The organism is Yoonia vestfoldensis (genome assembly GCF_002158905.1).
Lineage (GTDB): Bacteria > Pseudomonadota > Alphaproteobacteria > Rhodobacterales > Rhodobacteraceae > Yoonia > Yoonia vestfoldensis_B.
The window spans coordinates 2,685,569-2,709,543 of sequence record NZ_CP021431.1; the positions used below are offsets into that span (position 1 = coordinate 2,685,569).

General features: G+C 61.7%; 30 protein-coding genes. 17 read left to right on the plus strand and 13 right to left on the minus strand.

Translation table 11 applies throughout. The features are described 5' to 3' along the window. The first annotated feature begins 154 nt into the window (after positions 1-154). The gene (locus LOKVESSMR4R_RS13410) at positions 155-880 is read left to right on the plus strand and encodes a hypothetical protein (RefSeq protein WP_087209253.1); all 726 of its coding nucleotides are present in this window, start codon (positions 155-157) and stop codon (positions 878-880) included. Here LOKVESSMR4R_RS13410 and LOKVESSMR4R_RS13415 read toward each other — a convergent pair. Together LOKVESSMR4R_RS13415 and nth are read right to left on the minus strand one after the other, a co-directional pair. Then, entirely contained in the window at positions 846-1,838 is a 993-nt protein-coding gene (locus LOKVESSMR4R_RS13415) for an adenosine kinase (RefSeq protein ID WP_087209257.1), read from the minus strand. The two genes, LOKVESSMR4R_RS13410 and LOKVESSMR4R_RS13415, sit on opposite strands and share 35 nt — an antisense overlap. Continuing rightward, positions 1,835-2,479, minus strand: coding sequence for an endonuclease III (gene nth, locus LOKVESSMR4R_RS13420; protein WP_087213229.1), 645 nt, complete (start codon positions 2,477-2,479; stop codon positions 1,835-1,837). The genes LOKVESSMR4R_RS13415 and nth overlap by 4 nt, the downstream gene beginning before the upstream one ends. Positions 2,480-2,573: 94 nt before the next feature. Here nth and LOKVESSMR4R_RS13425 point away from each other — a divergent pair, with 94 nt between their 5' ends. From LOKVESSMR4R_RS13425 to LOKVESSMR4R_RS13435, 3 genes are all read left to right on the plus strand, one after another. Continuing rightward, positions 2,574-3,449 (plus strand): methylated-DNA--[protein]-cysteine S-methyltransferase, encoded by an 876-nt coding sequence (locus tag LOKVESSMR4R_RS13425; protein ID WP_087209260.1) that lies wholly within the window; start codon positions 2,574-2,576, stop codon positions 3,447-3,449. Positions 3,450-3,538: 89 nt separating this feature from the next. Beyond that, on the plus strand, positions 3,539-4,195 hold the full coding sequence (locus LOKVESSMR4R_RS13430) for an OmpA family protein (RefSeq protein ID WP_087209263.1): 657 nt from the start codon (positions 3,539-3,541) through the stop codon (positions 4,193-4,195). A 109-nt stretch (positions 4,196-4,304) separates the two neighbouring features. Further along, positions 4,305-5,072, plus strand: coding sequence for a FadR/GntR family transcriptional regulator (locus tag LOKVESSMR4R_RS13435; RefSeq protein WP_087209266.1), 768 nt, complete (start codon positions 4,305-4,307; stop codon positions 5,070-5,072). Positions 5,073-5,174: 102 nt separating this feature from the next. On the opposite strand, the gene LOKVESSMR4R_RS13440 is transcribed toward LOKVESSMR4R_RS13435, so the two are convergent. The 5 genes from LOKVESSMR4R_RS13440 to LOKVESSMR4R_RS13460 all read right to left on the minus strand — a co-directional run bounded on the left by LOKVESSMR4R_RS13440 (position 5,175) and on the right by LOKVESSMR4R_RS13460 (position 7,725). After that, complete coding sequence (locus tag LOKVESSMR4R_RS13440; RefSeq protein ID WP_087209269.1) at positions 5,175-5,732, minus strand: F0F1 ATP synthase subunit B; 558 nt, start codon at positions 5,730-5,732, stop codon at positions 5,175-5,177. Between the two features lie 3 nt (positions 5,733-5,735). Next, on the minus strand, positions 5,736-6,281 hold the full coding sequence (locus LOKVESSMR4R_RS13445; protein ID WP_087209272.1) for a F0F1 ATP synthase subunit B': 546 nt from the start codon (positions 6,279-6,281) through the stop codon (positions 5,736-5,738). An 81-nt stretch (positions 6,282-6,362) separates the two neighbouring features. After that, a complete protein-coding gene (locus LOKVESSMR4R_RS13450) occupies positions 6,363-6,587 on the minus strand; it encodes a F0F1 ATP synthase subunit C (protein WP_007206947.1) in 225 nt (74 codons plus the stop codon). 60 nt (positions 6,588-6,647) lie between these two features. Beyond that, positions 6,648-7,400 (minus strand): F0F1 ATP synthase subunit A, encoded by a 753-nt coding sequence (locus LOKVESSMR4R_RS13455; protein ID WP_087213232.1) that lies wholly within the window; start codon positions 7,398-7,400, stop codon positions 6,648-6,650. Next, positions 7,390-7,725, minus strand: coding sequence for an AtpZ/AtpI family protein (locus tag LOKVESSMR4R_RS13460; RefSeq protein WP_087209275.1), 336 nt, complete (start codon positions 7,723-7,725; stop codon positions 7,390-7,392). Before LOKVESSMR4R_RS13460 ends, LOKVESSMR4R_RS13455 begins: the two co-directional genes overlap by 11 nt. Before the next feature lie 207 nt (positions 7,726-7,932). Between LOKVESSMR4R_RS13460 and LOKVESSMR4R_RS13465 the strand changes: the two genes are divergently transcribed. Continuing rightward, positions 7,933-8,289 (plus strand): ArsR/SmtB family transcription factor, encoded by a 357-nt coding sequence (locus LOKVESSMR4R_RS13465; protein WP_087209278.1) that lies wholly within the window; start codon positions 7,933-7,935, stop codon positions 8,287-8,289. Here the strand turns inward: LOKVESSMR4R_RS13465 and LOKVESSMR4R_RS13470 are convergent. Together LOKVESSMR4R_RS13470 and LOKVESSMR4R_RS13475 are read right to left on the minus strand one after the other, a co-directional pair. Continuing rightward, the gene (locus tag LOKVESSMR4R_RS13470; RefSeq protein ID WP_087209282.1) at positions 8,249-9,127 is read right to left on the minus strand and encodes a DMT family transporter; all 879 of its coding nucleotides are present in this window, start codon (positions 9,125-9,127) and stop codon (positions 8,249-8,251) included. The two genes, LOKVESSMR4R_RS13465 and LOKVESSMR4R_RS13470, sit on opposite strands and share 41 nt — an antisense overlap. Beyond that, complete coding sequence (locus tag LOKVESSMR4R_RS13475; RefSeq protein WP_087209284.1) at positions 9,124-9,996, minus strand: LysR family transcriptional regulator; 873 nt, start codon at positions 9,994-9,996, stop codon at positions 9,124-9,126. Before LOKVESSMR4R_RS13475 ends, LOKVESSMR4R_RS13470 begins: the two co-directional genes overlap by 4 nt. 113 nt (positions 9,997-10,109) lie before the next feature. Between LOKVESSMR4R_RS13475 and LOKVESSMR4R_RS13480 the strand changes: the two genes are divergently transcribed. The 11 genes from LOKVESSMR4R_RS13480 (at position 10,110) to LOKVESSMR4R_RS20790 (ending at position 18,302) form a co-directional block, all read left to right on the plus strand. Then, entirely contained in the window at positions 10,110-10,481 is a 372-nt protein-coding gene (locus tag LOKVESSMR4R_RS13480) for a hypothetical protein (RefSeq protein WP_087209287.1), read from the plus strand. Positions 10,482-10,653: 172 nt separating this feature from the next. Continuing rightward, positions 10,654-12,141, plus strand: a complete 1,488-nt coding sequence (gene ffh / locus LOKVESSMR4R_RS13485) for a signal recognition particle protein (RefSeq protein WP_087209290.1) — start codon at positions 10,654-10,656, stop codon at positions 12,139-12,141. Then, positions 12,138-12,698, plus strand: coding sequence for a GNAT family N-acetyltransferase (locus LOKVESSMR4R_RS13490; protein ID WP_087209293.1), 561 nt, complete (start codon positions 12,138-12,140; stop codon positions 12,696-12,698). Before ffh ends, LOKVESSMR4R_RS13490 begins: the two co-directional genes overlap by 4 nt. Then, complete coding sequence (locus LOKVESSMR4R_RS13495) at positions 12,691-12,987, plus strand: chorismate mutase (RefSeq protein ID WP_087209296.1); 297 nt, start codon at positions 12,691-12,693, stop codon at positions 12,985-12,987. The genes LOKVESSMR4R_RS13490 and LOKVESSMR4R_RS13495 overlap by 8 nt, the downstream gene beginning before the upstream one ends. 49 nt (positions 12,988-13,036) lie before the next feature. Next, the gene (gene rpsP / locus LOKVESSMR4R_RS13500) at positions 13,037-13,423 is read left to right on the plus strand and encodes a 30S ribosomal protein S16 (RefSeq protein ID WP_204248677.1); all 387 of its coding nucleotides are present in this window, start codon (positions 13,037-13,039) and stop codon (positions 13,421-13,423) included. 192 nt (positions 13,424-13,615) lie between these two features. Continuing rightward, on the plus strand, positions 13,616-14,131 hold the full coding sequence (rimM, locus tag LOKVESSMR4R_RS13505; RefSeq protein WP_087209302.1) for a ribosome maturation factor RimM: 516 nt from the start codon (positions 13,616-13,618) through the stop codon (positions 14,129-14,131). Beyond that, positions 14,124-14,924: a tRNA (guanosine(37)-N1)-methyltransferase TrmD gene (gene trmD, locus LOKVESSMR4R_RS13510; protein ID WP_087209307.1), complete on the plus strand. Its 801-nt coding sequence runs from the start codon at positions 14,124-14,126 to the stop codon at positions 14,922-14,924. The genes rimM and trmD overlap by 8 nt, the downstream gene beginning before the upstream one ends. Positions 14,925-15,172: 248 nt before the next feature. Further along, entirely contained in the window at positions 15,173-15,556 is a 384-nt protein-coding gene (gene rplS, locus LOKVESSMR4R_RS13515) for a 50S ribosomal protein L19 (RefSeq protein WP_019954536.1), read from the plus strand. Positions 15,557-15,567: 11 nt separating this feature from the next. Beyond that, the gene (gene rpmE, locus LOKVESSMR4R_RS13520; protein WP_087209310.1) at positions 15,568-15,789 is read left to right on the plus strand and encodes a 50S ribosomal protein L31; all 222 of its coding nucleotides are present in this window, start codon (positions 15,568-15,570) and stop codon (positions 15,787-15,789) included. A gap of 133 nt (positions 15,790-15,922) precedes the next feature. Continuing rightward, the gene (locus LOKVESSMR4R_RS13525) at positions 15,923-17,725 is read left to right on the plus strand and encodes a methyl-accepting chemotaxis protein (RefSeq protein ID WP_162290733.1); all 1,803 of its coding nucleotides are present in this window, start codon (positions 15,923-15,925) and stop codon (positions 17,723-17,725) included. Between the two features lie 298 nt (positions 17,726-18,023). Next, the gene (locus LOKVESSMR4R_RS20790) at positions 18,024-18,302 is read left to right on the plus strand and encodes a DUF3291 domain-containing protein (RefSeq protein WP_087209320.1); all 279 of its coding nucleotides are present in this window, start codon (positions 18,024-18,026) and stop codon (positions 18,300-18,302) included. Here LOKVESSMR4R_RS20790 and LOKVESSMR4R_RS13535 read toward each other — a convergent pair. Then, positions 18,299-19,639, minus strand: a complete 1,341-nt coding sequence (locus LOKVESSMR4R_RS13535; RefSeq protein ID WP_087209324.1) for a DEAD/DEAH box helicase — start codon at positions 19,637-19,639, stop codon at positions 18,299-18,301. The genes LOKVESSMR4R_RS20790 and LOKVESSMR4R_RS13535 overlap by 4 nt on opposite strands. A gap of 398 nt (positions 19,640-20,037) precedes the next feature. Between LOKVESSMR4R_RS13535 and LOKVESSMR4R_RS13540 the strand changes: the two genes are divergently transcribed. Then, the gene (locus LOKVESSMR4R_RS13540; protein WP_087209328.1) at positions 20,038-20,847 is read left to right on the plus strand and encodes a division plane positioning ATPase MipZ; all 810 of its coding nucleotides are present in this window, start codon (positions 20,038-20,040) and stop codon (positions 20,845-20,847) included. Between the two features lie 3 nt (positions 20,848-20,850). Here LOKVESSMR4R_RS13540 and LOKVESSMR4R_RS13545 read toward each other — a convergent pair whose 3' ends face one another. From LOKVESSMR4R_RS13545 to LOKVESSMR4R_RS13555, 3 genes are all read right to left on the minus strand, one after another. After that, a complete protein-coding gene (locus LOKVESSMR4R_RS13545) occupies positions 20,851-21,828 on the minus strand; it encodes a DMT family transporter (RefSeq protein WP_087209332.1) in 978 nt (325 codons plus the stop codon). Further along, a complete protein-coding gene (leuB, locus tag LOKVESSMR4R_RS13550; protein ID WP_087209337.1) occupies positions 21,828-22,931 on the minus strand; it encodes a 3-isopropylmalate dehydrogenase in 1,104 nt (367 codons plus the stop codon). The genes LOKVESSMR4R_RS13545 and leuB overlap by 1 nt, the downstream gene beginning before the upstream one ends. Before the next feature lie 84 nt (positions 22,932-23,015). Then, on the minus strand, positions 23,016-23,957 hold the full coding sequence (locus tag LOKVESSMR4R_RS13555) for an endonuclease/exonuclease/phosphatase family protein (RefSeq protein ID WP_237331791.1): 942 nt from the start codon (positions 23,955-23,957) through the stop codon (positions 23,016-23,018). Positions 23,958-23,975 lie beyond the last annotated feature (18 nt).

Below are 23,975 nucleotides of genomic sequence, written 5' to 3' on the forward strand. Positions count from 1 at the left end.
GCCACCTTTTGCGCAGCGCCGGGCGACTGACGCATCGGGTGGCGGTTATCCCGCCATCTTCCGAGCCCAAATATCCCCGCCGGAGGCATCAAAGTTTTTCTCGACATCGCTTGATGCTGGGTTATCTGCCACGGGGTCGGGTGCTGCAGGGAAAATGATGATGACGGTTGTTCTGGTGCTGGGCAGTGGCCCCAATGTCGTCGAAACCCGTGACTGGCCGCGCGATCCATTCGACCGCATCGTGGCGATCAACAACGCCTGGGCGGTGCGTCCCGATTGGGATGATCTGATCCATCCTGATGATTTTCCGGCAGCGCGCATGCCGCGCGCCCTGGCGCCGGGGCAGCGGATCATCCGGGCCGCTGATTATGTGCCTTTGCAGAATAGATTTGGCGGTTTCGTCTATGCCGGCGGCACCATGGCCTTTACCGCAGGCTATTGGGCTTTGGCCGCGTTGCAGCCGCGCGTCATCGCGGTCATGGGCTGCGATATGGTCTATCCCGCGCAAAGCCAGACGCATTTCTATGGGACCGGTACCGCCGATCCGTTGCGTGCCGATGTCACGCTACGCTCGCTCGAGGCGAAATCGGCGCGGTTCATGCTGATGGCCGCCGCAGGCGGCTGCGCTGTCGTCAACCTGTCGCAGGATGAAAGCCGGCTGGTCTTTCCCCGCAGCACCGCCTCTGCCGCCGCCACTGCCCGCCCGCAACCCTATGACCACGCCGAGGCTGCGGCCGCACTGGCCGAAGAAGCGCGGCTGGGATATCTTGTCCCTTCGGGCAAATATTGGAAAGAGGAGGCGCGTTTCGACCCCCTGGCAATCGACGCGCTGGACCGGCGCTGGCTTAAAGCAGCCGGTGTTTTGCAAACAAGTCCTTGAGATCCGTCTCTGGCCGCGCGCCGATATGGCTGATCACCTCGGAGGCGGCGAGATTGCCCATCTTGCCGCAGCTTTCCAGATCGAACCCTTCGGTCAACCCCCAGAGAAACCCTGCCGCGAACAGATCACCGGCCCCTGTCGCATCGACGATATCGGTGGGCACGGCGGGCACATGCCAGCGCGCGCCAGCAGACAGGATATGCACGCCATTGCCGCTGTCGGTGCAGGCGACCGTTTCTACATCCGCCGCAGCCTGGGCCAGGGCGACCTCGAAATCACTGGTCTGATACATCGACAGCATTTCCGCGCGGTTGCAGAACAACAGATCGACATGGTCGCGCAGCATCGCGGCAAAGGCATCGCGGTGCCGGGCGATACAGAACGGGTCGGACAGGGTGATCGACACGCGCCCGCCCGCACCCTTGCAGGCCGCGATGGCCTTGGCAAAGGCGGCATGGCTGTCAGGCCCGTCGAAACGGTAACCTTCCAGATAGATCCAACCGGCCTCGGCCATCTGGGCCTCGTCGATATCGTCGGGGGACAAAAACTCTGTGACGCCCAGATAGGTGTTCATCGACCGCTCGCCATCGGGTGTGACGATGACGATGCAGCGCCCGGTTTCGGCCACTTCGGTCTTTGGTGCCATGCGGGTGGTGTAATCGGCCCCCTGCGCGCGCAGGTCATGGGCAAAGATCGCGCCCAGCTGGTCATCCTTGACCTTGCCGACATAGGCGGTCCGCCCGCCCAGATGCGCGATCCCCGCGATGGTATTGGCGGCCGATCCGCCGCTGATTTCCTTGGCAGGCCCGATCCGGTCGTAAAGATCCACCGCGCGGTCCATGTCGATCAGCTGCATGATGCCCTTTTGCACCCCGGCCTGATCCAGAAAGCCGTCATCGGCCCGCGCCAGAACATCCACCATGGCATTGCCGATGCCGATCACCTGATACTTTTTCATAGGGTCTTTTCCTCATACAGACAGAGATCGCGGATCAGACAGACACCGCATTTGGGGTTGCGTGCGACACAGATATAGCGCCCGTGCAGGATCATCCAATGATGCGCATGCAGCTGGAAATCCGCGGGGATGTGATCTTCGATGGCGCGTTCGACCGCATCGACATCGCGCCCCGGCGCGACACCGCTGCGATTGCCAAAGCGAAAGATATGCGTATCCACCGCCTGCGCGGGCTGGCCCCACCACATGTTCAGCACGACATTGGCGGTCTTGCGCCCCACGCCGGGCAAAGATTGCAGGGCGGCGCGGGAATTGGGGACCTCGCCGCCGAAATCATCGACAAGGATCTGGCTCATCTTGATCACATTCTTGGCTTTCTGGCGATAAAGCCCGATGGTCTTGATATGCTCGGTCACGCCGTCCAGCCCGAGATCCAGCATCTTTTGCGGCGTATCGGCCACGGCGAACAGGCCGCGCGTGGCCTTGTTCACGCCTTTGTCGGTCGCTTGGGCCGACAGGGCCACCGCCACGACCAGCGTATAGGCGTTCACATGGTCAAGCTCGCCTTTGGGTTCCGGCTCGGCGGCCTGAAAGCGCGCAAAGATCGCGCGGATGGAATGATAATCAAGCTGCTTTGCCATTGTGCCGGTATGCAACGCCCATTGCGGCTGGGCAAGCGCGGTATGCGCAATAATCGGGTCGCGGGGCGCAGGTGAAAGCACTAGGATCAGGGCCATGGATCAGAGCGACACATATCATTACCAACTGATGCGCCGCGCCATCGCCTTGATTGATGACGCCGATGATGCGCCCCTGTCGCTTGCCGATCTTGCGGCCAGGCTGCAAATGAGCCCCGCGCATTTCCAGCGCCTGTTTTCGGCATGGGTCGGCGTGTCGCCGAAACGCTATCAGCAATATCTGACCCTGACGCATGCCAAGACCCTGTTGCGTGACCGGTTCACCACGCTGGACACGGCCCATGCCACCGGGCTGTCGGGGTCGGGCCGGTTGCATGATCTGTTCCTGCGCTGGGAAGCGATGAGCCCCGGCGATTACGCCCGCAATGGTGCGGGGCTGACGGTTTTCTGGGGCTGGTTCGACAGCGCCTTTGGTCCGGCGCTGGTGATGGGCACCGATCGCGGGATCTGCGGTCTGGCCTTTGCCGCCGAAACCGGGGCCGAGGCCGCGATGGTGGATCTGTGTAGCCGCTGGCCGGACGCCGCATTTGTCGAAAACCCCGCCGCCTTGCGCGACTGGGCCGAGGCAGCACTTGGGATGACCGGCGCGGCCCGGCTGCATATCATCGGCGCGCCTTTCCAGCTTAAGGTCTGGGAGGCTCTGCTGACCATTCCCTCGGGCCATGTCACGACCTATTCCCAGATCGCCTGCGCCATCGGCAACCCCAAGGCTGTGCGCGCGGTCGGCACGGCGGTGGGGCGCAATCCGGTCAGCTGGTTGATCCCCTGTCACCGCGCCTTGCGCAAATCGGGGGCATTGGGCGGCTATCACTGGGGTCTGCCGGTCAAACGGGCCATGCTGGCATGGGAAGCCGCGCGTCTTGACGCAGGCGCACCGATGGGCGGAAAAACACTGGAACCAAAAGCACTGTGAAACCGTTATTGGATAGCAATGTATTTGCCGTCATAAGGCAAAGAGTAAACCGCGCGATTTGCGCATGCTAAAGTAGTGGAAACCTTGTCATGATCCTATCCAAATTCCCGCTGGCAATTGCCGCGTCGTCCATGCTGCTGGTTGCCGCCTGTGATCCCGGTGCCCCGAACCAAAGCCAGAACACGCGGCAGGGTGCCGTGATCGGCGCGCTGGGCGGTGCTGCGGCTGGTGCCTTGATCGGCAATGATGGCACCGTGCGCGACCGCAACCGCGCTGCATTGGTGGGCGCTGCCTTGGGGGCCGGGGTCGGTGCCGGGATCGGCAACAACCTTGACCGGCAGGCCGAAGAATTGCGCCGCGCCCTGCGCAGCGATGTGGGCGTGTCCAATAACGGCAATAACCTTGTGGTCGTGCTGTCGCAGGATCTGCTGTTCGCCACCAATAGCACCCAGGTCTCGGCGCAATCGCAAAATGATCTGATGATCGTGGCGCGGTCCCTGAACAATTACCCCGATTCAACGGTCAATGTGATCGGCCATACCGATAATGTCGGCTCTGCCGCCTTTAACCAGGACCTGTCGGAACGCCGCGCGCAATCGGTGGCCAGCGTCCTGCGCGGTGGCGGGGTATCTTCGGCGCGGATCCGGTCAATCGGGGCGGGGCTGAACCAGCCGATCGCATCCAATGCCACAGCCGAAGGCCGCCAGCTGAACCGCCGCGTGGAAATCATCATCACGCCGAATTAAGCCTGCGATCCTTGATCTGAAAAGGGGCTGCAATCTGCGGCCCCTTTTTATTTGAACACATCACGCAGAGTGTGATCAAATGATCGGATAGAAACGTGAAAGACATATCATGCCGTTCGAGCCGGTTCTTCAGGCAAAACTATCCCAAGGCGTCGTCCACCAGATCGAAGGTCTGATCCTGCGCGGCATCCTGCGCCCCGGAGAGCGGCTGCCATCCGAACGCGAGCTGAGCGAGACGATGAATGTGTCGCGCCCCTCGCTGCGCGAGGCTTTGGCCGATCTGCAAAACCGTGGCCTGCTGATCTCACGCGCGGGGGCGGGTGTGTTCGTGGCCGATGTGCTCGGCTCGGCCTTTGCGCCCGCGCTGGTCACGCTCTTTGCCTCGCATGACGAGGCCGTATTCGATTACATCAGTTTTCGCCGCGACATGGAGGGGCTGGCCGCCAGCCGCGCCGCCCATCTGGGCACCGATACCGATCTGAAGGTGATCGATGCCATCTTTCAAAAGATGGAAACCGCCCATCAGAAACGCAACCCCGAAGAAGAGGCGCATCTTGACGCCGGCTTTCATCTGGCGATCATCGAGGCCAGCCATAACATCATCATGCTGCATATGATGCGGTCGATGTATGACCTGCTGCGCGAAGGCGTGTTTTACAATCGCAGCGTCATGTTCAAGCAGCGCACAACGCGCGATGCTTTGCTGGACCAGCACCGCCAGATCAATATCGGATTGCAGGCGCGCGATCCCGGTGCGGCCCGTGCGGCGGTCGAGGCGCATCTTGATTATGTCGAGCAATCCCTGTCGAACCAGCAAAAGGCGGACCGCAACGAAGCTTTCGCGCTCAAACGGTTCCAGCACGAATTGCGGCGCTGACCGGGGCGCGCGGCGGGTCTTGGCGCGCAAGCCTGCCCCCAAATGCAAAAGCCCGGATGCATCGCTGCATCCGGGCTTTTGCGTGTCACCTGAAAACTGGGCTTAATGCAGCTTGTCACCGACAGTGGCAATCGCATCATCAATCAGCGCGCCTGCGGATTTGGCGTTCATCTGCCCGGCCAGCACATCCTTTGCCACCGCCACGGCAACGACCACGGCCTGATCGCGGACATCCTTGATCGCGGCGGCCTGCGCGGATGCAATCAATTCCTCGGCAGCCAACATGCGGCGGCTGATGGATTTGGCGATCTCATCCTTGGCGGCACTGGCCGCATCGGTCGCTTCTTGCTTGGCAGCGGCGACGATCCGGTCCGCCTGGAGCTGGACGTCCTTTTGCTTGCGCTCGTAAGAGGCCAGCAGCGCCATTGCTTCTTCGCGCAAAGCCTTGGCTTCGTCGAGTTCGGCGCTGATATTGGCCGCGCGCTTGTCCAGCATCCCCGCGACCAGCGCAGGCACTTTGTAATACAGCAAGATGCCGATGAAGATCACAAAGGCGATCAGGACCACGAAATCGGTGTTGCGCAGCGAGACGAACGGATAATCCGCCGCCAGCGCAGGCGATGCCGTGGCAGCCAAAAGGGCAGTGACCAGAAAACGCATGACTTATCCTTTCATCCGCGCGTTGACCGCGGCGGTGATTGTCTTGGCGTCGGCAGTACCACCCAGCGCCAGCACCAATTCCTTGGCGGTCTCGGTGGCAACCTCGGTGATATTCTTGATGGCGCTGTCGCGGATCGCGCCGATGGCTGCTTCGCTTTCTGCGGCCTTGGCGGCGATGGCGGCATCGACCTTTTGCAATTCGACGTCAACCTCGGCCTGAATTTCAGCCTTGGCCTTGGCGATGATCTCTTGCGCTTTGGCGCGTGCATCGGTCAGGGCCTGTTCATAGGCGGTTTCGGCTTCGGCTGCCTTGTTCTTGAGATCTTCGGCAGCGGCGATGTCATTGGTGATCGTGCCCGACCGTTCGGCCAGAACCGCACCGATCCGTGGCAGCGCGATACGCGACAGCACGAAGAAAATCGCGATCAATGTGACGACCAGCCAGAAAATCTGGTTCGGCATCCATTCGGCGCAAAGCTGCGGCATCCCCAGGGCATAACCCCCGGCATCGACGCAAGCCCCTGCGATAGTGTTTGTCTGTGTGGCCATGATGGTCCCCGAATACCTTGCAGGTTTACCGACCGACGCGTATCAGACGCGCCGGTCAGCCGTAAGGATATGGGTTGCCTTTTAGACGGCGAACATCAGCAGAAGCGACACGAGGAATGCGAAGATCCCCAGCGCTTCGGCGAATGCCAGACCGATGAACAGCGTGGCTGTCTGGCCAGCAGCGGCAGATGGGTTGCGCAGTGCGCCTGCCAGGTAGTTGCCGGCAACATTGCCAACACCGATCGCGGCAAAGCCGGACCCGATTGCAGCCAGACCAGCGCCGATATGTGCGAGTTCGCCTTCCATGTGAATTCTCCTTACGATTGGAAGTTGAGACGTAGGATGGGTGATGTCACCCATCCGGTGTTAGTGATGCGGGTGAAGTGCGTCCTTGAGATAGACACAGATCAGGATCGTGAAAACATAGGCCTGGATGCCGGCGACCAGCACTTCAAGCCCATAGATAGCGATGATGCCGATGATCGCAGCCGGGCTGGCCACGGCCAAAGCCGCGAAACCGGCAAAGACCTTCAGCACGACATGGCCTGCCGCGATATTGCCGCCCAGACGAATGGACAGGCTGACCGGGCGCACGAGGTAGGAAATCACCTCGATCACCGCGATGATCGGGCGCAGGAACAAGGGCGCATCGGACATCCAGAACAATTTCAGGAAAGAGGCGCCATGTTTGACGAAGCCCAGAATGGTGATCGCGACGAAAGCCCCGAAACCCAGCGTCGCGGTGACCGCGATCATCGAGGTCGGGCTATAGGACATCGGGATCAGCGCCAGGTAATTGGCAAACAGGATGAACACGAACAAGGTCATGATATAGGGGAAATACTTGACCCCGTCCTTGCCGGTGATGTCCTCGATCATCTTGTAGATGAACCCATACATCAATTCGCCGATCGACTGGACACGCGACGGGATGATCGCCCGCCCCCGGCTGCCCAGCACGAAGAGCGCGAAGATCGCCAGCAGCGTGATCCCCATCCAGACAGTGACATTGGTCACCGTATACCAATTGACCACGCCATCCCCGAAAGCGGGTTTGACGATGAACTGGTCCAGCGGATGGAAGACAAGACCACCTTGGGTTTCTGGTTCAGTCGCCACTTGCGTCACCCTTTTCCTGTGCAGCGCGTTGCTGCTTCAACTGAACCTCTGCCGCCGAGCGCATCATTGTCTGCACACCTGCGGCGAGGCCTAAAAATATGAACAGCACCAGAAACACCGGCATGGTCCCAAACAGGGTATCCAGGCCGTATCCGATACCAAAGCCGATCCCCAGACCGGCCACCAATTCCACCACCATCCGCCAGGCAAGCTGCGCTTGCGAATAATGTTCTTCCGCATGGTCCTTGACCTTGGCCGGTGTCTTGAGCGCCGCAATCTTCGCTTCGAGCGCCTTCAGGCGATCTGCGTCCTGCGGTTCCGTCATCACATTGGCCCCTTTGGAAGGTTGCGCAGGGTTTAGGGCGCGGCACGCAGAGAGTCAAGCCGCGACAACACCGCATCAACCATCTGTTTTGATTGAGTATTTTTGGAAAAAAGAAGCTGCAAGAAGGGTCCGGTGCCGCCGTTTCGCTCCAGATCGATATTCAACCGGATGGTTGACGTTTCATGGGCTGATCGCGTAAGCGCAGGCATGAGCGCCTTATTGGACATCACCTTTGCCGCCCTTGCGGATCCGACGCGCCGCGCGATCCTGTCGATGCTGCTGGAAGATGACATGGCCGTCACCGATGTGGCCGAGCCATTTGCCATGTCGCTGGCCGCGATTTCGAAACATCTGGGCGTGCTGACCGCCGCGGGCCTGATCAGCCAGGAAAAGCGTGGCCGCGTGAAATGGTGCAAGCTGGAACCCGATGCTTTGCGCGCGGCCTCGGTCTGGATGGCGGGGTTCGGACAGATGGAACCCGTCGATCTGGATGCGTTCGAGGCGTTTCTGGACCGCGAATTGGCTAGTCTTCCCGCAGAAGCAGAACCAGCGCCACAATCGTGATCCCGAGCCCTGCCATCACGATGCCGGGCGGCATCATCGCCCCCAAGGCGACCCCCCAGATGATCACCCAGCTGGGCACCAGATAGGTATAGGCCATGACCTTGCTGCTGGGCAGACGCATCGTGGCGAATTGCAGCAGCGTGAAGGTGGCCGCGCTGGCAAAGATGGCTGTGTAAAGGATCGTGATCCAGACCATGCCGGGCAAGGCTGTCCAATCGGTTGCGCGCAGATCGCTCCAGCCAAAGGCGGTCAACAGCAGCGCCCCCGCCAGCAGCACCCCGAAGCTGAAGACCAGCGCAGGTTCCCCCCGGTTCAGCCGTCGCACCAGCGGCGTATAGACCGCATGGGCCAGGCAGCCCCCCAGATAGATCACCTCTCCGCGTCCGATCTCGAAACGCAACAACGCAGAGAGATCGGCCCGGAAGATCACCCAAAGCGCGCCGCTCCCCCCGATCAGCAATGCCAGCAGGATGCGCGGCGTGAACCGCTGGCCCAGCAAAAGCCAGCCGAACAGCCCCGCCATCAGCGGCGTCAGGGTAAAGACCGCCGCCGCACTGACCGGGGCTGCGGTTTTCAACCCTTCGAACATCGCGACGAAATAGCTGGTCAGGAAGGCCGCCAGCAGCGGATAGCGCCAAAGCGCCGCCATCGCCCCGCGCGTCACAGCACCGGTGGCCAGCAAAGCCACCCCCAGGATCAGCGCCGCGATCCAGAACCGCACCGCGTTAAGCGCGATGGGGGCGATGTCATTGGCCGCCAGCGACCCCAGGGCGAAAGACCCCGCCACCAGCGTGGCAAAGCACAGCATCGCCAGATGCCCGGCCTGCGCCGGTGTCATGCCAGCGTCTTCATATGGTCCTTGAGAAACCGCAGAAAGGCCTGCACCTTGGTGGTGCGGTGCAGATCGACATGGGTGACCAGCCACAGGGGCGCTGCCCATTCGTCAAGGCTGGGGATCACCTCGGTCAAGCCACGCGCCGCGCATTCTTGTTGCATGACAAAGCCGATCCCCGCCCCTGCAAGGATCGCATCCAGCATGTTGCGCGGGTCCGAGGCGCGATACATCAATGCGCTGTCAGGCACCCGGTGGCGCAGCCAACGTTCAAACGGGGCGCGGGATTTTTCATCATCACTGATCACAAAGCGGTGGCGCGGCAGGTCCGCCTCGCCATCCGGCAGGCCGTAGCGGTCGATATAGGCCGCCGAGGCCACCAACGACACGCGCTGCGCGATAAAGGGCTGCACCACATTGTCGGGCTCTTCGGGCATCGTGCCGGCGCGGATCGCGACATGCGCCTCGCCATATTCAAGCCGGAACACCCGGTCGCCTGTCCGGTAGCGGATGCGCAATTCGGGATATTGCGCCTGAAAGGCCACCATCACCGGGGTCAGCCGGTGCGACAGCATGTCCAGCGAGGTGATCACCAGATCGCCCGACACACCTTCGCCCTGCCCCTTGATCCGTCCGGCCAGCTGGGTGAATTGGTCATCCGTCGCCTGCGCCACCTGCAACAGGTCCTGCCCGGCCTCGGTCGCGGTATAGCCGCGCGCATGGCGCTGGAACAATTTCACCCCCAGCCGCTGTTCCAGCGCGTCGATATGGCGGATGACAGTCGCATGATGGACGCCCAATTCCTCGGCCGCACCGCTGACCGTGCCTTTGCGCGCGACCTGAAAGGCGGTGCGGATTTCGTCCCAGTTATCCATCTTGGTTCCGTGCGCTGATAAACAGTTCACCCTGAAAATCACGCAAATCGTTCGTCCGCGCAAGAGTAAACACGCAGGCTTGATATTCTCGGGCGCGGCCTAATTGATGGATCATGACACAGCCCGCCCTTTTGGCCGCCCTGCGCGCCGCCCTGACCCTTGCCTTTCTTTACTTTGGCCTGCGCAAGTTGACCGGCCATAGCGCCGATATCGCCATCTATGAGGCGATCGGCTTTGGCCAGTTTCCACGTTATGTCACCGGCTCGGTCGAGGTGCTGGGCGCGGCCCTGCTATGGTGGCGCGGCTGGGAAGGCATCGCGGGGCTGCTGCTGCTGGCCACGATGATCACCGGGCTGTCGGCCCTGCTGATCTGGGTCGGACCACCCTATCTGCATATGCTGGCGCTGATGGCGGGCACCGCCAGCGTGGCCTATGCCTATCGCGCAGAAACGCTGGACAGGGTCACGCAGCTGCGGGGCAGTTGACTCGGGGCCTTGCGCGGCATAAACGGCCCTTATTCCGGATTGCCTCAGCTGTCCGGTCCCCGCATTCAGGGGATCGCCCTCCGTCAGCGCGTTGCGCCCACGGGGGCATTCCTGCTTTGGTCTGTCTGGTAAAGGACAGGCCGCAACCGAAACGACAAAAGGGCCCTGGCCTATGTTTGAAAATCTTTCCGAACGCCTGTCAGGTGTTTTCGACAAGCTGACCAAGCAAGGTGCGCTGTCCGAAGATGATGTCAAAACCGCCCTGCGCGAAGTCCGCATCGCCCTGCTCGAGGCTGATGTCTCGCTGCCCGTGGCACGCGATTTTGTGGCGACGGTGCAGGCCAAGGCGACCGGTCAGGCCGTCACCAAGTCGATCACGCCGGGCCAGCAGGTCGTCAAGATCGTGCATGATGAATTGCAGCGCGTTCTGACGGGCGACGAAGACCCTGGCGCGCTGAAAATCGACAACCCGCCTGCGCCCATTCTGATGGTCGGTCTGCAAGGGTCGGGCAAAACCACCACGACAGCCAAGCTTGCCAAGCGTTTGAAAGAACGCGACGGCAAGAAGGTGCTGATGGCCTCGCTGGATACCAACCGGCCGGCCGCGATGGAACAGCTGGCCATTCTGGGGATGCAGATCGGCGTCGATACGCTGCCCATCGTCGCGGGCGAAACCCCCGTCCAGATCGCCAAACGCGCCAAGGTGCAGGCGTCTTTGGGGGGCTATGATGTCTATATGCTCGACACGGCAGGCCGGCTGCATATCGACGCCGAACTGATCGCACAGGCGGCCGCCGTGCGCGATGTCGCCAATCCGCGCGAAACGCTGCTGGTCGTCGATGGCCTGACCGGGCAGGACGCGGTGAACGTCGCGCAGGAATTCGACGACAAGATCGGCGTGACCGGCGTGGTGCTGACGCGGATGGATGGCGATGGGCGCGGCGGTGCGGCGCTGTCGATGCGCGCGATCACCGGCAAACCCATTCGCTTTGTCGGCCTTGGCGAAAAGATGGACGCCATCGAAACCTTCGAGCCACAGCGCATCGCAGGCCGTATCCTGGGCATGGGCGATATCGTGGCCCTTGTCGAAAAGGCGCAGGAAACAATAGAGGCCGAACAGGCCGCGCGCATGATGAAACGGTTCCAGCAGGGCCGGTTCAACATGAACGACCTCAAGATGCAGCTGGAACAGATGCTCAAGATGGGCGGCATGGAAGGCATGATGGGGATGATGCCGGGTGCCGCCAAAATGGGCAAACAGATGGCCGCGGCAGGCATGGATGACGGTATCCTGAAACGCCAGATCGCGCTGATCAATTCGATGACCAAGAAAGAACGCGCCAACCCCGATCTGCTGGCCGCCAGCCGCAAGAAACGGATCGCAGCTGGTGCCGGGCTGGAAGTCTCCGAGCTGAACAAGCTGATCAAACAGCACCGGCAGATGGCCGATATGATGAAAAAGATGGGCAAGGGCGGCATGCTGAAACAGGCCATGAAAGGCATGTTCGGCAAAGGCGGCACCCCCGATATGCCCGACATGAACGACCCCAAGGCCATGGCCGAGGCTGCCAAGGCGCTGCAAGGGCGCGGCGGCCTGCCCGGCTTGGGCGGCGGCATGCAATTGCCCTCTGGCCTGTCGGGTTTTGGCAAAAAGAAATGACATCTTCCGAGCCGAAATATCCCCGCCGGAGGCTTCAGGTTTGCCAAAACCTGAAAACCGACCGCTTGACCCTGCGCCGCCCCGGGGCGGATGACTGGCCCGCATTTCATGGCTTCATGATGTCGGACCGCGCGACCGCTTTTGACGGGCATCAGGATCTGGGCAAGGCCTGGCGCAGCTTCGCCGCCGAACTCGGCCATTGGGAGATTTTCGGCTATGGCATGTGGGCGGTCACCCGTCATGACGACGACACCGCCCTTGGCCTCATCGGGCCATGGACACCCCCTGATTGGCCCGAAACCGAGATCGGCTGGATGATCCTGTCCGACAAGGCCCAAGGCACCGGCATCGCGACCGAGGCAGCGCGCGCCGCAATCGCGCATGCCTATGACAGCCTCGGCTGGGACAGTGCCGTCAGCTATATCGCGCCGGATAATGCCCGCTCGATCCGGCTGGCCGAAAAGCTTGGCGCGACACGCGACGCCGCGGCGCGCGGGCCAAAGCCCGACACGCTGGTCTACCGCCATCCAAATCCGAAAGGACAGGCCCATGTCTGACGCCATCACCCGCGCCGCACAGATCCTCAAAGAGCATCGCGCCAGCATCGACCGGTTGGATGCGATCCTTGTCTATACTTTGGGCGAGCGTTTCAAACACACACAGGCCGTGGGGCGGCTGAAAGCCGAACACGCCCTGCCCCCGTCCGATCCGGCGCGCGAAGCTGCCCAGATCGCACGGCTGACCCAGCTTGCGGAACAGGCCGATCTCGACCCTGAATTCGCCAAGAAATTCCTGAACTTCATCATTCAGGAAGTGATCCAGCATCACAAACAACACCAATCGTAAGGCGGGGTTCACCCCGCCACCCCCAAAGACATCTTAAAGGAGAAACACAATGTCTATGAAAATCCGGCTCGCCCGTGGCGGTTCCAAGAAGCGCCCACATTACGCAATCGTCGCAGCCGACAGCCGCATGCCGCGCGATGGCCGTTTCATCGAGAAACTGGGCACCTATGCGCCGATGCTGCCCAAAGACAGCGAAGACCGCGTCAAGATGGACATGGACCGCGTCCAGCATTGGCTGGGTCAAGGCGCCCAGCCCACCGACCGCGTGGCCCGTATGCTCGAAGCCGCTGGCGTGATGCCGAAAAAAGACCGTGCCAACCTGAAAAAAGGCACCCCCGGCAAGGCCGCCCAGAAGCGCGCCGAAGAAAAAGCCGCCAAGGCCGCCGCAGCTGAGACACCCGCCAGCGCGCCTGCCGAAGACGCTGCCGCCGAATAAGCGGACCGTGGCCCGGGTCAAGACCCGGGCTACGCCCAAACACGCAGATGTTTCGCTTGCTCCGCCTCGTCATCCTTGTGCTGGTCGCCTTCCTGGCGGGCATGATATATGAACGGCAAGGCCAGCAAGAGATCTGCGAAAACGGTGGCGGCTTATGGGTGTCCAATATCTGTCTAGCTGCGGAGATGATCAATGACTGACCGCGTTATCGTAGGCATGATCGGCGGCTCTTTCGGGGTCAAGGGCGAGCTGCGGCTGAAATCCTTCTGCGCCGATCCCGCCGCCATCGCCGATTACACCCCGCTTTATACCGAAAACGGCGACAGCATCGCGCAGGTGGTGCTGACGGGCCAGCTCAAGGGCGGGTTCACCGCGCGGCTGTCGGGTGTTGTGACCAAAGAAGATGCCGATGCGCTGCGCAACGTCGCTCTTTATGCTGACCGCGCGGCGATGCCCTCGCTGCCGGATGACGAATATTATTATGCCGATCTGATCGGGCTTGCCGTGCTCGACACCGGCGGTGCCGCCTTGGGCAAGATCAAATCCGTCGTCGATCACGGCGCGGGCGCGCTGCTGGAACTGCATGTGCCCGGCCAGTCCGACACGGTGCTGCTTCCTTTCACCCGCGCGGCCGTGCCAACGGTCGATCTGGCCGCCGGACGGATCATCGCGGACCCGCCTGCCGGGCTCTTTGCGACCGATGAGTGACAGACCCTCCCGCGCGATCGGGCGCAAATCCATCAGCGCGACATTGAAACCGCGCGAATTGATGACCGATACGCCGCTGCTGGCGGGCGCATGGACGGCGCAGATCATCACTTTGTTCCCGCAGGCCTTTCCCGGCGTGCTGGGCGAAAGCCTGACGGGGCGCGCGCTGCAAGACGGGCTGTGGCAATTGCAGACCTATGATCTGCGCGCGCATGGCATCGGCAAGCATCGCAATGTCGATGACACGCCCGCCGGCGGCGGTGCGGGGATGGTGCTACGCCCCGATGTGCTGGAATCCGCGATCCATGAGGCCCGCAGCGCGGCCAAGGGCATCATGCCGCTGGTCTATCTGTCGCCGCGCGGGCGCCGGTTCGATCAGACCATGGCGCGCAACTGGGCGCGGATGGATGGGGTGACCCTGCTTTGCGGTCGCTTCGAAGGCGTCGATGAACGCGTGATCGACCATTTCGGCATCACCGAGGTGTCGCTTGGTGATTTCGTCCTGACCGGCGGTGAGATCGCGGCGCAGGCGATGATCGACGCCACCGTGCGGCTGTTGCCCGGGGTGTTGGGCAATGCCGATAGTGCTGTCGAGGAAAGCCATTCCCAGGGCCTGCTGGAACATCCGCAATATACCAAACCCGCCGCATGGCAGGGCCGCGCCATCCCCGAGGTGCTGATGTCGGGCAATCACGCAAAAATCGCGGCTTGGCGGCGGGCCATGTCCGAACAGATCACCGAACAGCGCCGGCCCGATCTTTGGGCGGCCTATAAGGCCAAAGACGACACTTGATCGCAGCGCCCCTTGGGCCTATACGACGCGAGCTTGGGTCGGTTCCGATTCCGGGCCATTTGTTTATGGATCATCGGATCACGGGCGGCCCTTGCGTTGGGGCAGATCCTGCCGATTGGACGGACGGATGCAATAAAGACGATGACGCAATCTCTGACGGGCGGTGCGCCGGACCCGATAACGATCAGAGCTCTTCGTCATGGCAACAACATTGCGGACCACCGCAAGCATCATAAGGAGCGTTTCAGATGAACCTGATCGCACAGATCGAAGCGGAGCAGATCGCTGCGCTGGGGAAAACCATCCCCGATTTCAAAGCGGGTGACACCATCCGCGTCGGTTACAAAGTGACCGAAGGCACACGCACCCGTGTGCAGGCCTACGAAGGCGTCTGCATCGCCCGCAAGAACGGATCGGGCATCGCCGGTTCCTTCACCGTGCGCAAGATTTCCTTTGGCGAAGGCGTGGAACGCGTATTCCCGCTGCATTCGACCAATATCGACAGCATCGAAGTTGTCCGTCGCGGCAAGGTCCGTCGCGCCAAGCTGTATTACCTGCGCGCACGTCGCGGGAAATCCGCACGCATCGCCGAAGTCACCAACTACAAGGCGCCTACCGGCGCTCAGGCATAAGGACGGGTCCCATGAAAAAAGACATTCACCCCGATTACCACGTCATCGACGTGAAATTCACCGATGGCACCGTCGTGCAGATGAAATCCACCTGGGGCAAGGAAGGTGACCAGATGTCGCTGGAAATCGACCCTTCCGTGCATCCCGCATGGACCGGTGGCGGCACCCGCCTGATGGATGCCGGCGGCCGCGTGTCCAAGTTCAAGAACAAATACGCCGGTCTGGGCTTCTAAGCCACTTTCCCGCGCGATTGTTTCAAGGGCCATATGCAAGCGCATATGGCCCTTTGTCATTTCATGGCGACGCTTAAGCCTTTGTTGGCGATTCGGATGTAGACGTCAGAGGTCTTTTTATCCGGGGGGTGCGATGAAATATTCCGTTAATCTTTCGCTCAAACTACGCCTTGCCATCATGATGACGCTGATCATGCTGGTGGTCTGCGCCGTGCTGGTGTCAATCTCGGCGCGCCAGACGCAGAATGCCATGCTGACGGATGTCCAGAACCGGCAGGACCTGTCATTGCGGATCATCGCCTCGGTCTTTCAATCGGCCTTTGACGGGTTGACGGTCAGCTATGGCCCCGATGGGCAGATCAGCCGTGCCAGCTGGACCGACATTCCCAGCTTTGACACGCATGACCTGATTGACCAGGTCGGCCGTGTTTCGGGCGAAACCGCGACATTCTTTCTTTGGGACCCGGTGGAAAGCGACTTTCGACGCATGACCACCAATATCATCAAACCGGACGGCGAACGCGCGGTCGGCACCTATCTGGGGCGCAATAACCAGGTCTATGCCGCCGTCCTGCAGGGCCAGACATATCGGGGCGAGGCGATCATTCTGGGCAAGCCCTATCTGACGGTCTATCTGCCGGTTTATGGGGTCGGCGATGATATCATCGGGATCCTTTATGTCGGGGTTGAACGGACGGATATCGATGCCGCGATCGCGGATAGGCTGGTGACGATGCTGACGGCATCGGCGGTCGTGATCTTGCTTGGTTTGGCGATGGTCGTGATGATGGCGATGCGGCTGACGCGCCCGATCACCCAGATTTCGAATGCCATCGCCGATATCGCGGGCGGCGATCTGAACACGATTGTCCCCCATGCCGCGATGCGGGATGAAGTTGGCGAAATCGCCCGCCGCGTGACCGATTTCAAGGCGGGCCTGCAACGCAACCACCAGCTGGAAGCCGCAAGCCGGCAAGCCCATGAAGAACAGACAAAGGTTATGGGCCTGCTACGCACGGGTCTGGCCAATCTTGCCCGGCTGGATCTGACACATCAGATCATCTCGTCCAGCGCTGACCCTTTTCCGCCCGCCTATGAGGCGCTGCGCGAGGATTTCAACGCCGTGGTCACGAACCTGGCGACACGGGTATCGGACATGACCGGGATCGCCCAGGAAGTGACGACCGCCAGCACAGGGATCGCCTCGATGTCGGATTCGCTGGCGCGCCGGGTCGAAACCCAGGCGGCGACGCTGGCGGAATCCTCGGCGACGTTGCAAAATCTCAGCGAGAGCGGAAAGGCCATCGCGGCCAAAGCTGCCGAAGCGGATGAAATGGCGCAGCGCAGCCTGAGCCTGTCCAACCAAAGCCGCCAGGTCCTGGACGAAGCGACACGGGCCATCCAAGAGATCGAGGAATCATCCGGCCAGATCAACCAGATCATTTCCGTGATCGAAGACATCGCCTTTCAGACGAATCTGCTGGCCCTGAACGCCGGGGTCGAGGCTGCGCGCGCAGGGGATGCAGGCAAGGGCTTTGCCGTCGTGGCCTCGGAGGTGCGGGCCTTGTCGATGCGCGCCACGCAATCGGCCCGCGAAATCCGGACGCTGATCACCGCAAGCCGGACCAAGATCAGCGAAGGCACGGTGCTGGTCCAGAACACCGGAACGTCCCTTAGCCAGGTGCTGGCGCAGGTCGAACAGATGGGCGTGACGATCCAGGCGATTGCCGCATCGGTCAAGGATCAGGCGCTTGGTCAAACCGAAGTCAGCGTTGGTGTCCAGCAGCTGGATCACATGACCCAGGAAAACGCGGCCCTGGGCGAAGAAGCGAATGCCGCCAGTAGCACGCTCAGCGACGAGGCGCAGCGCCTTGCGGCAACCTTGCGCCAGTTCCACACACCGCAGCCAGCCAGCAGAACAGAGCGCGCAGCATGACAGGCCTTTGGGTCCATGGCATGGGATGCGCGCCACCCATCGCGGGCCTTCCGCCCCCCCAACATGCCGGGGTCGGGGCTTTGAGACGCGCAAACCCGGTATCATCGCGCTCTGCCCGTCGATGATCAGGCGGGGCCGCCTGTCGCAATGCGCGGGTCTGGGGTTCGTTATCCCGTAAGGTGGATCATGATCCACCCTACGCGCCGCCCTTTTCTGGCAGTGCTGCGTATCTGGGCCCGTTGACCGCTGGCGCAATCTTGCGGCGAAAACCCATGGTGATCCGCAATTTCGCGCCAAGCTGAAACTCTGGCAAGAGGTCGAAAGCGTGGAAAGATTTGCCTTTGGCACCATGCACAAACACTTCTACGACCGCTGCCACGCGTGGTTCGCAGTGCCGGGCGCGCAGCATTTTGTCATGTGGCGGGTCGCTGACGGCACAAGGCCCAGATTGCAAGCGGCGCGGTTACGCCTTGAGGATGACCGCAGCACGGGGCCAAGCGCGCCCATCACGGATCATCGGCCCCTGCCAGACTTGAAAAAGCCCCGGCCTTTGCGCCGGGGCTTTTGTCTTATTTAGGCTGCGGATTTGCCGCGCGACCGGCCAGCGCCACCGCCGGCACCTTGCCTGCGACCGCCTTGGGGCTTGCCAGAAAAACCACCAGGCTTGCCACCCGCCCGCGGTGCGGCAGAGCGATTACCGCCGCCGCCACCGCCACCACCGCCGCCGCCACCGCGACGGCCGCCACCACCGCCACCATTGGGGCGCTTTTTCTGGCCGGGCATGATTTCCCATGGACGGCCCGATGCGACGGGGATCGCTTCTTTCATCGCTTTTTCGATATCTTGCAATTCGATCATCTCATCGGGGGCGACCAAAGCGATGGCCGAGCCTTCGGCACCCGCGCGCGCCGTGCGGCCAATGCGGTGGACATAGTTTTCCGCCACATTGGGCAGGTCATAATTATAGACATGCCGCACGCCCGGAATATCGATGCCGCGGGCGGCGACATCGGTTGCCACCAGCACGCGAACCTTGCCGGCCTTGAAGGCCTCGATCGCGCGTTCGCGCTGGCCTTGGGATTTATTGCCGTGGATAGAGGCCGCCGCGAAACCCTTGGCTTCCAGCGTTTTGTAAAGCTTCTCGCAGCCATGTTTGGTGCGCCCAAAGACCAGCGCCAATTCGTCGCGATGCTTGTCCAGCAATTCCACCAGCAGGTCGGTTTTCGCCGCCTGTGCCACGAAATGCACCGATTGGGCGATTTTCTTGACGGCCTGGCCGGGGGGGTTGACCTGCACGCGCACCGCATCGGTCAAAAACGCATCCGCCAGTTCCGACATCAGTTTTGGCATGGTCGCCGAGAACATCATCGTCTGACGGTCCTTGGCCAAGAGCGGGGCGATCCGGCGCAGCGCATGGATGAAGCCCATGTCCAGCATCTGATCTGCCTCGTCCAGCACCAGATAGATTGTTTCGTCCAGCCGCACCGCGCGGCGGTCAAGCAGGTCGATCAACCGCCCAGGCGTGGCGACCAGCAGGTCAACGCCACCTGCCAGACGTTTGGTCTGCGCCACGATACCCGCCCCGCCGACGACCAAAGCAACCTTCAGATGGCTGCCCTTGGTATAGGCGGTCAGGTTGTCGGCGATCTGTTTGGCCAGCTCGCGCGTTGGGGCCAGCACCAGGCCGCGCACGGCTTTGGGGTTGGGTTTTACACCCGCCTTCATCAGCGCATGGATCATCGGCAGGCCAAAGGCCGCGGTTTTGCCGGTGCCGGTCTGGGCCAGCCCCATCACGTCGCGGCCGTTCATCGCATGCGGGATCGCCTGCGTCTGGATCGGGGTTGGGTCGGTGATGCCCTGTTCCTTGAGAACGGCAATCAATCGGGGCGCAAGGCCCAGCATGTCAAAATCCATCGTGGATATCCTGTGTTTTCAGCGGACCAACGGCCCGCGCATATGGGTGTGACCCATGGGCGAACCCCAAAGGCCAAAGCAGACGTTGCGCCATATGCTGACTGCCTGAACCGCATTGTCCGGGCGCCGATCTGGCGCGGGACCCCTGCGTGATCTGGGAACCTGAAATTCAACGGATGCCTTGCGGATGTGATCCCGCTCTGCTCACGCGGCAGCTTGCATCGGTTAGCCCGCACATGATCGGTTGCGCGCCTGTTGTCAAGCGGCACGTCAGACGCCGCCGCCCCGCGCGCGGGCCCCGGCGATGCAAAAACCATGCAAATACGCGATGCTGCGCTTTTCCTTGCCGCTGCCACATCATATAGTCACGCGACAGTGACCAGAACAAGGAGTCCCGCGTGGCGCATATTATCGTTATCGGCAACGAAAAAGGCGGCGCAGGCAAGTCCACGGTCTCCATGCATGTTGCGACAGCGCTTGCACGGCAGGGCCATAAGGTCGGCGTTCTGGATCTTGACCTGCGGCAGCGCACCTTGGCCCGGTATCTGAGCAACCGCACAGAATTCGTGGCCAAATCCGGCCTTGATCTGGCCACGCCGGTCTATCACGATCTGCCAGAGATCGACGAGACCGGGTTGAAGCCCGGCGAAAACGCTTTCGATCATCGTCTGTCGATGGCGGTGGCCCGGCTGGAACAGGATTGCGATTTCATCCTGATCGACTGCCCCGGATCGCATACAAGGCTGAGCCAGGTGGCGCATAGCCTGGCCGATACGCTGATCACGCCGCTGAACGACAGTTTCGTCGATTTCGACCTGCTGGCCCATGTTGACAGCGATGGCGAGGACATCACCGGCCCCTCGATCTATTCCGAAATGGTCTGGAGCGCCCGGCAATTGCGCGCCCAAGCCGGGCTGAAACCCATCGATTGGATCGTTGTGCGCAACCGCATGGGGGCGCAGGCCATGGTCAACAAGGAAAAGATGCAGCGCGTCATCGAAAAGCTGGCAAAACGGATCGGGTTTCGCACCGCCCCCGGTTTCAACGAACGGGTGATTTTCCGCGAGTTATTCCCACGCGGGCTGACCCTGCTGGACCTGCGTGACACCGGGGTGAAAAGCATGAACATCTCGAATGTCGCGGCACGGCAGGAATTGCGCGACCTGATCAAGGCGCTGGACCTGCCGGGCGTCAAGGCGAATTTCTGACCGCTAATCGGGGGCCTTTTGCTGCCCCGGCAGGGTCTTGCCCGAAATCCGCATCAACATGCTGATCCGCGGGATGATCCCGGTTTCGGACCGCGACCGCGTGCGCAGCACCGGCATGTTTTCAGAGGCGCCACTGCGGCTTTCGCGCAGGACGATATAAAGGCCGCTGGCGATGATGATACTGGCGCCAATCGCGGTGTTCAGGTCGATCAATTCGTCAAAGAACAAAAAGCCAAAGATGCTGGCCCAGATGATCTGGCTATATTGCATGGGCGCGATGATCGCAGCCTCGCCCGCCTGATAGGCCGAGATGATCATGCGGCTTGCGATCCATGCAAAGACCGCGATGATGCCCAATAGCCCCAGATGTTCAATCGGCATGGGTTCATAAACGAAAGGCAGCGCCGCCGCCATCACCACAAAGTTCAACACCATCGGGTAAAGCAGCATGACCACGGGCCGTTCCTCGGACCCGATCTTGCGCACGATGATCGAGGCGACAGACCCGCCAACCGCCGCCAGCAAGGCCGCCAGATGCCCCAGCGACAATTCCGTTGACCCCGGCCGCAGCACGACCAGCACGCCGATCAGCCCCACGATCACCGCTGCCCAGCGCCGGATACGCACAGTTTCACCCAGCACGGGGATCGCCAGCACCGTGATCAACAAGGGCGAGGCGAACAGGATCGTATAGACCTGCGCCAAGGGCAGCACCGAAAAGGCATAAAAGGCCGTGAAACCGGTGATCACCGTCGCCACCGCGCGCGTCAGCATCCACCAAGGATGCGCCGGGACCAGCGTGCCCGGCTTGCTGTCGCGCATCAATGTGAATGTCGCCAGCGGAAAGCTGAGCAGCACCGAAAAGAACACGATCTGGACCGGCGAATAAATCCCGCCAAGGATCTTTACCACCACGTCATGCGTGGCAAAAACGCCAAAGGCGGCCAGCGCAATCAGCGCGCCCTTGGCGTTCGGCGTCATCACAGGCTTGCGTCAAGCGCGCTGAGGATCGCGTCGCCCATTTGCGTGGTGGACAAGGGCACCCCGCCTTCGGGGCCCATCAGATCAGCGGTGCGCGCGCCATCGGCCAGCACCTTTTCAATGGCGGCTTCCAGCCGGTCAGCCTCGGCGCCTTGGTCAAAGGAATAGCGCAGCGCCATGGCAAAGGACAGGATACAGGCGATCGGGTTCGCCTTGCCCTGACCCGCGATATCGGGGGCAGAGCCATGCACCGGTTCATACATCGCCTTGGGCCGCCCGTTGGCCATCGGCAGACCCAGCGAGGCGGACGGCAACATGCCCAGACTGCCGGTCAGCATCGCCGCGCAATCGGACAGGATGTCGCCGAACAGGTTGTCGGTATAGATCACGTCGAACTGTTTTGGCGCGCGTACCAGCTGCATCGCGCCATTATCGGCATACATATGCGACAGCGCGACCTGAGGATAATCACGGTGCACCTCGGTCACGACATCGCGCCACAGGATGCCGCTTTCCATGACATTGGCCTTTTCCATGGAACACAGCTTTTTGTTGCGCTTCATCGCCAGTTCAAACGCTGCGCGCGCGCCGCGTTCAATCTCGGCCTCGGTATAGCGCTGGGTGTTGATGCCCACGCGCATATTGTCTTCCATATGGATGCCGCGCGGTTCGCCGAAATAGACGCCAGAGGTCAATTCGCGCACGATCATGATATCAAGGCCCGCGACGATATCTTTTTTCAAAGACGAGAAATCGGCCAGCGCGTCGAAACATTGCGCCGGGCGCAGATTGGCGAACAGGTCCATTTCCTTGCGCAGGCGCAGCAGACCGCGTTCGGGTTTGACGCTGAAATCAAGGTTGTCATAGGCCGGGCCACCCACGGCCCCCAGCAGTACGGCGTCCACCTCTTGGGCGCGCGCCATCGTGTCATCATGCAGCGGCACACCGTGTTTGTCATAGGCGGCACCGCCGACCAGATCCTCGGACACGTCGAATGCCAGATCGCGTTTCGCACCGAACCAGCCGATGATGCGCTTGACCTCGTCCATGACCTCGGGGCCGATGCCGTCACCGGCGAGGATCAGAAGGGAAGGGTTGGCCATGGGGTATTTCCTTGCAAAATAATGTTGCCTTGGCGTAACGCGCGCCGCGAAAAGGTTCAAGACACCACTGCGCGGCAGCCGGGCCTAGCGGGCGATATCGACCCAGACAAGATGATGCGCCCCCGCCACAGCCGGCCCATCAGCCGCAGGCCACAGGACACCCGCATCCATGACCCGCCAACCCCGCGACGGCAGCACATAGCTGACGCGCAATTTGCCCAGCCCGATATCGCGCCAATCGGCGGTGGGCTGTCCGGGCAAAGGATCCTGCAACAGCGGATGTGCCAGAAAGCCCGCCATCGCCGCCCTGTCGCCATCGCCTGCTTGCGGATCAAGATTGGCATTGCCGGTGATGACAAAATCCTCCGGCATGGGTCCAAAATCGCCCGCCAGCACCTGTTCCCATAGCCGCAATTCATCCCGGTTGCGCCGGATATTGCGCCGTTCCGGCCCGTCAAAGGCGGGCGGGCTGGCCGCATATGCCATGACCGCGAAAGGCTGTCCGCCGGGCGGCAGGACCGGCACGATCCAATGGCCGGTGGTGGACAGCCGCTGCACATCCAGCACGGCAGGGGCAAAGAAAGGCGCGCCATCCAGCATCGGCAGATCCGCCCCGGCCAGGTCGCGCCATAACAGCCCGGACAGATCGGTGACCCCGCCTGCATCAATCGGCAGGCGCGACAGGATCGCCATGCCACCATGGCCATTGAACAGACCGTAGCCTTGGGCATCACGCGGTTCTGCACGCCGGCCATTGCGGTCGATATCCTGCCCGGTCGGCATGCCGGTATTGGGCCGCGCGGCGAAAAGATAGGGATAAGGCGGATCGAACAGCGCCGCAAAGGCCCGCAGCGCGATGGAATCGAGGTCATAATCGAAATCCGTCAGCACCAGCAGATCGGGGGCAGCCTGCGCGATGATGGCGACATTGGCCGCGATCTGGGGATCATCGCCGCGCAGGATATCGCGCAGCAGCAATCCCGGCCCCGTCCGGTTCAGCGGCGCGGCATAGGTTGCGATCCGCAAAGCATCGGCCGCCGCGGC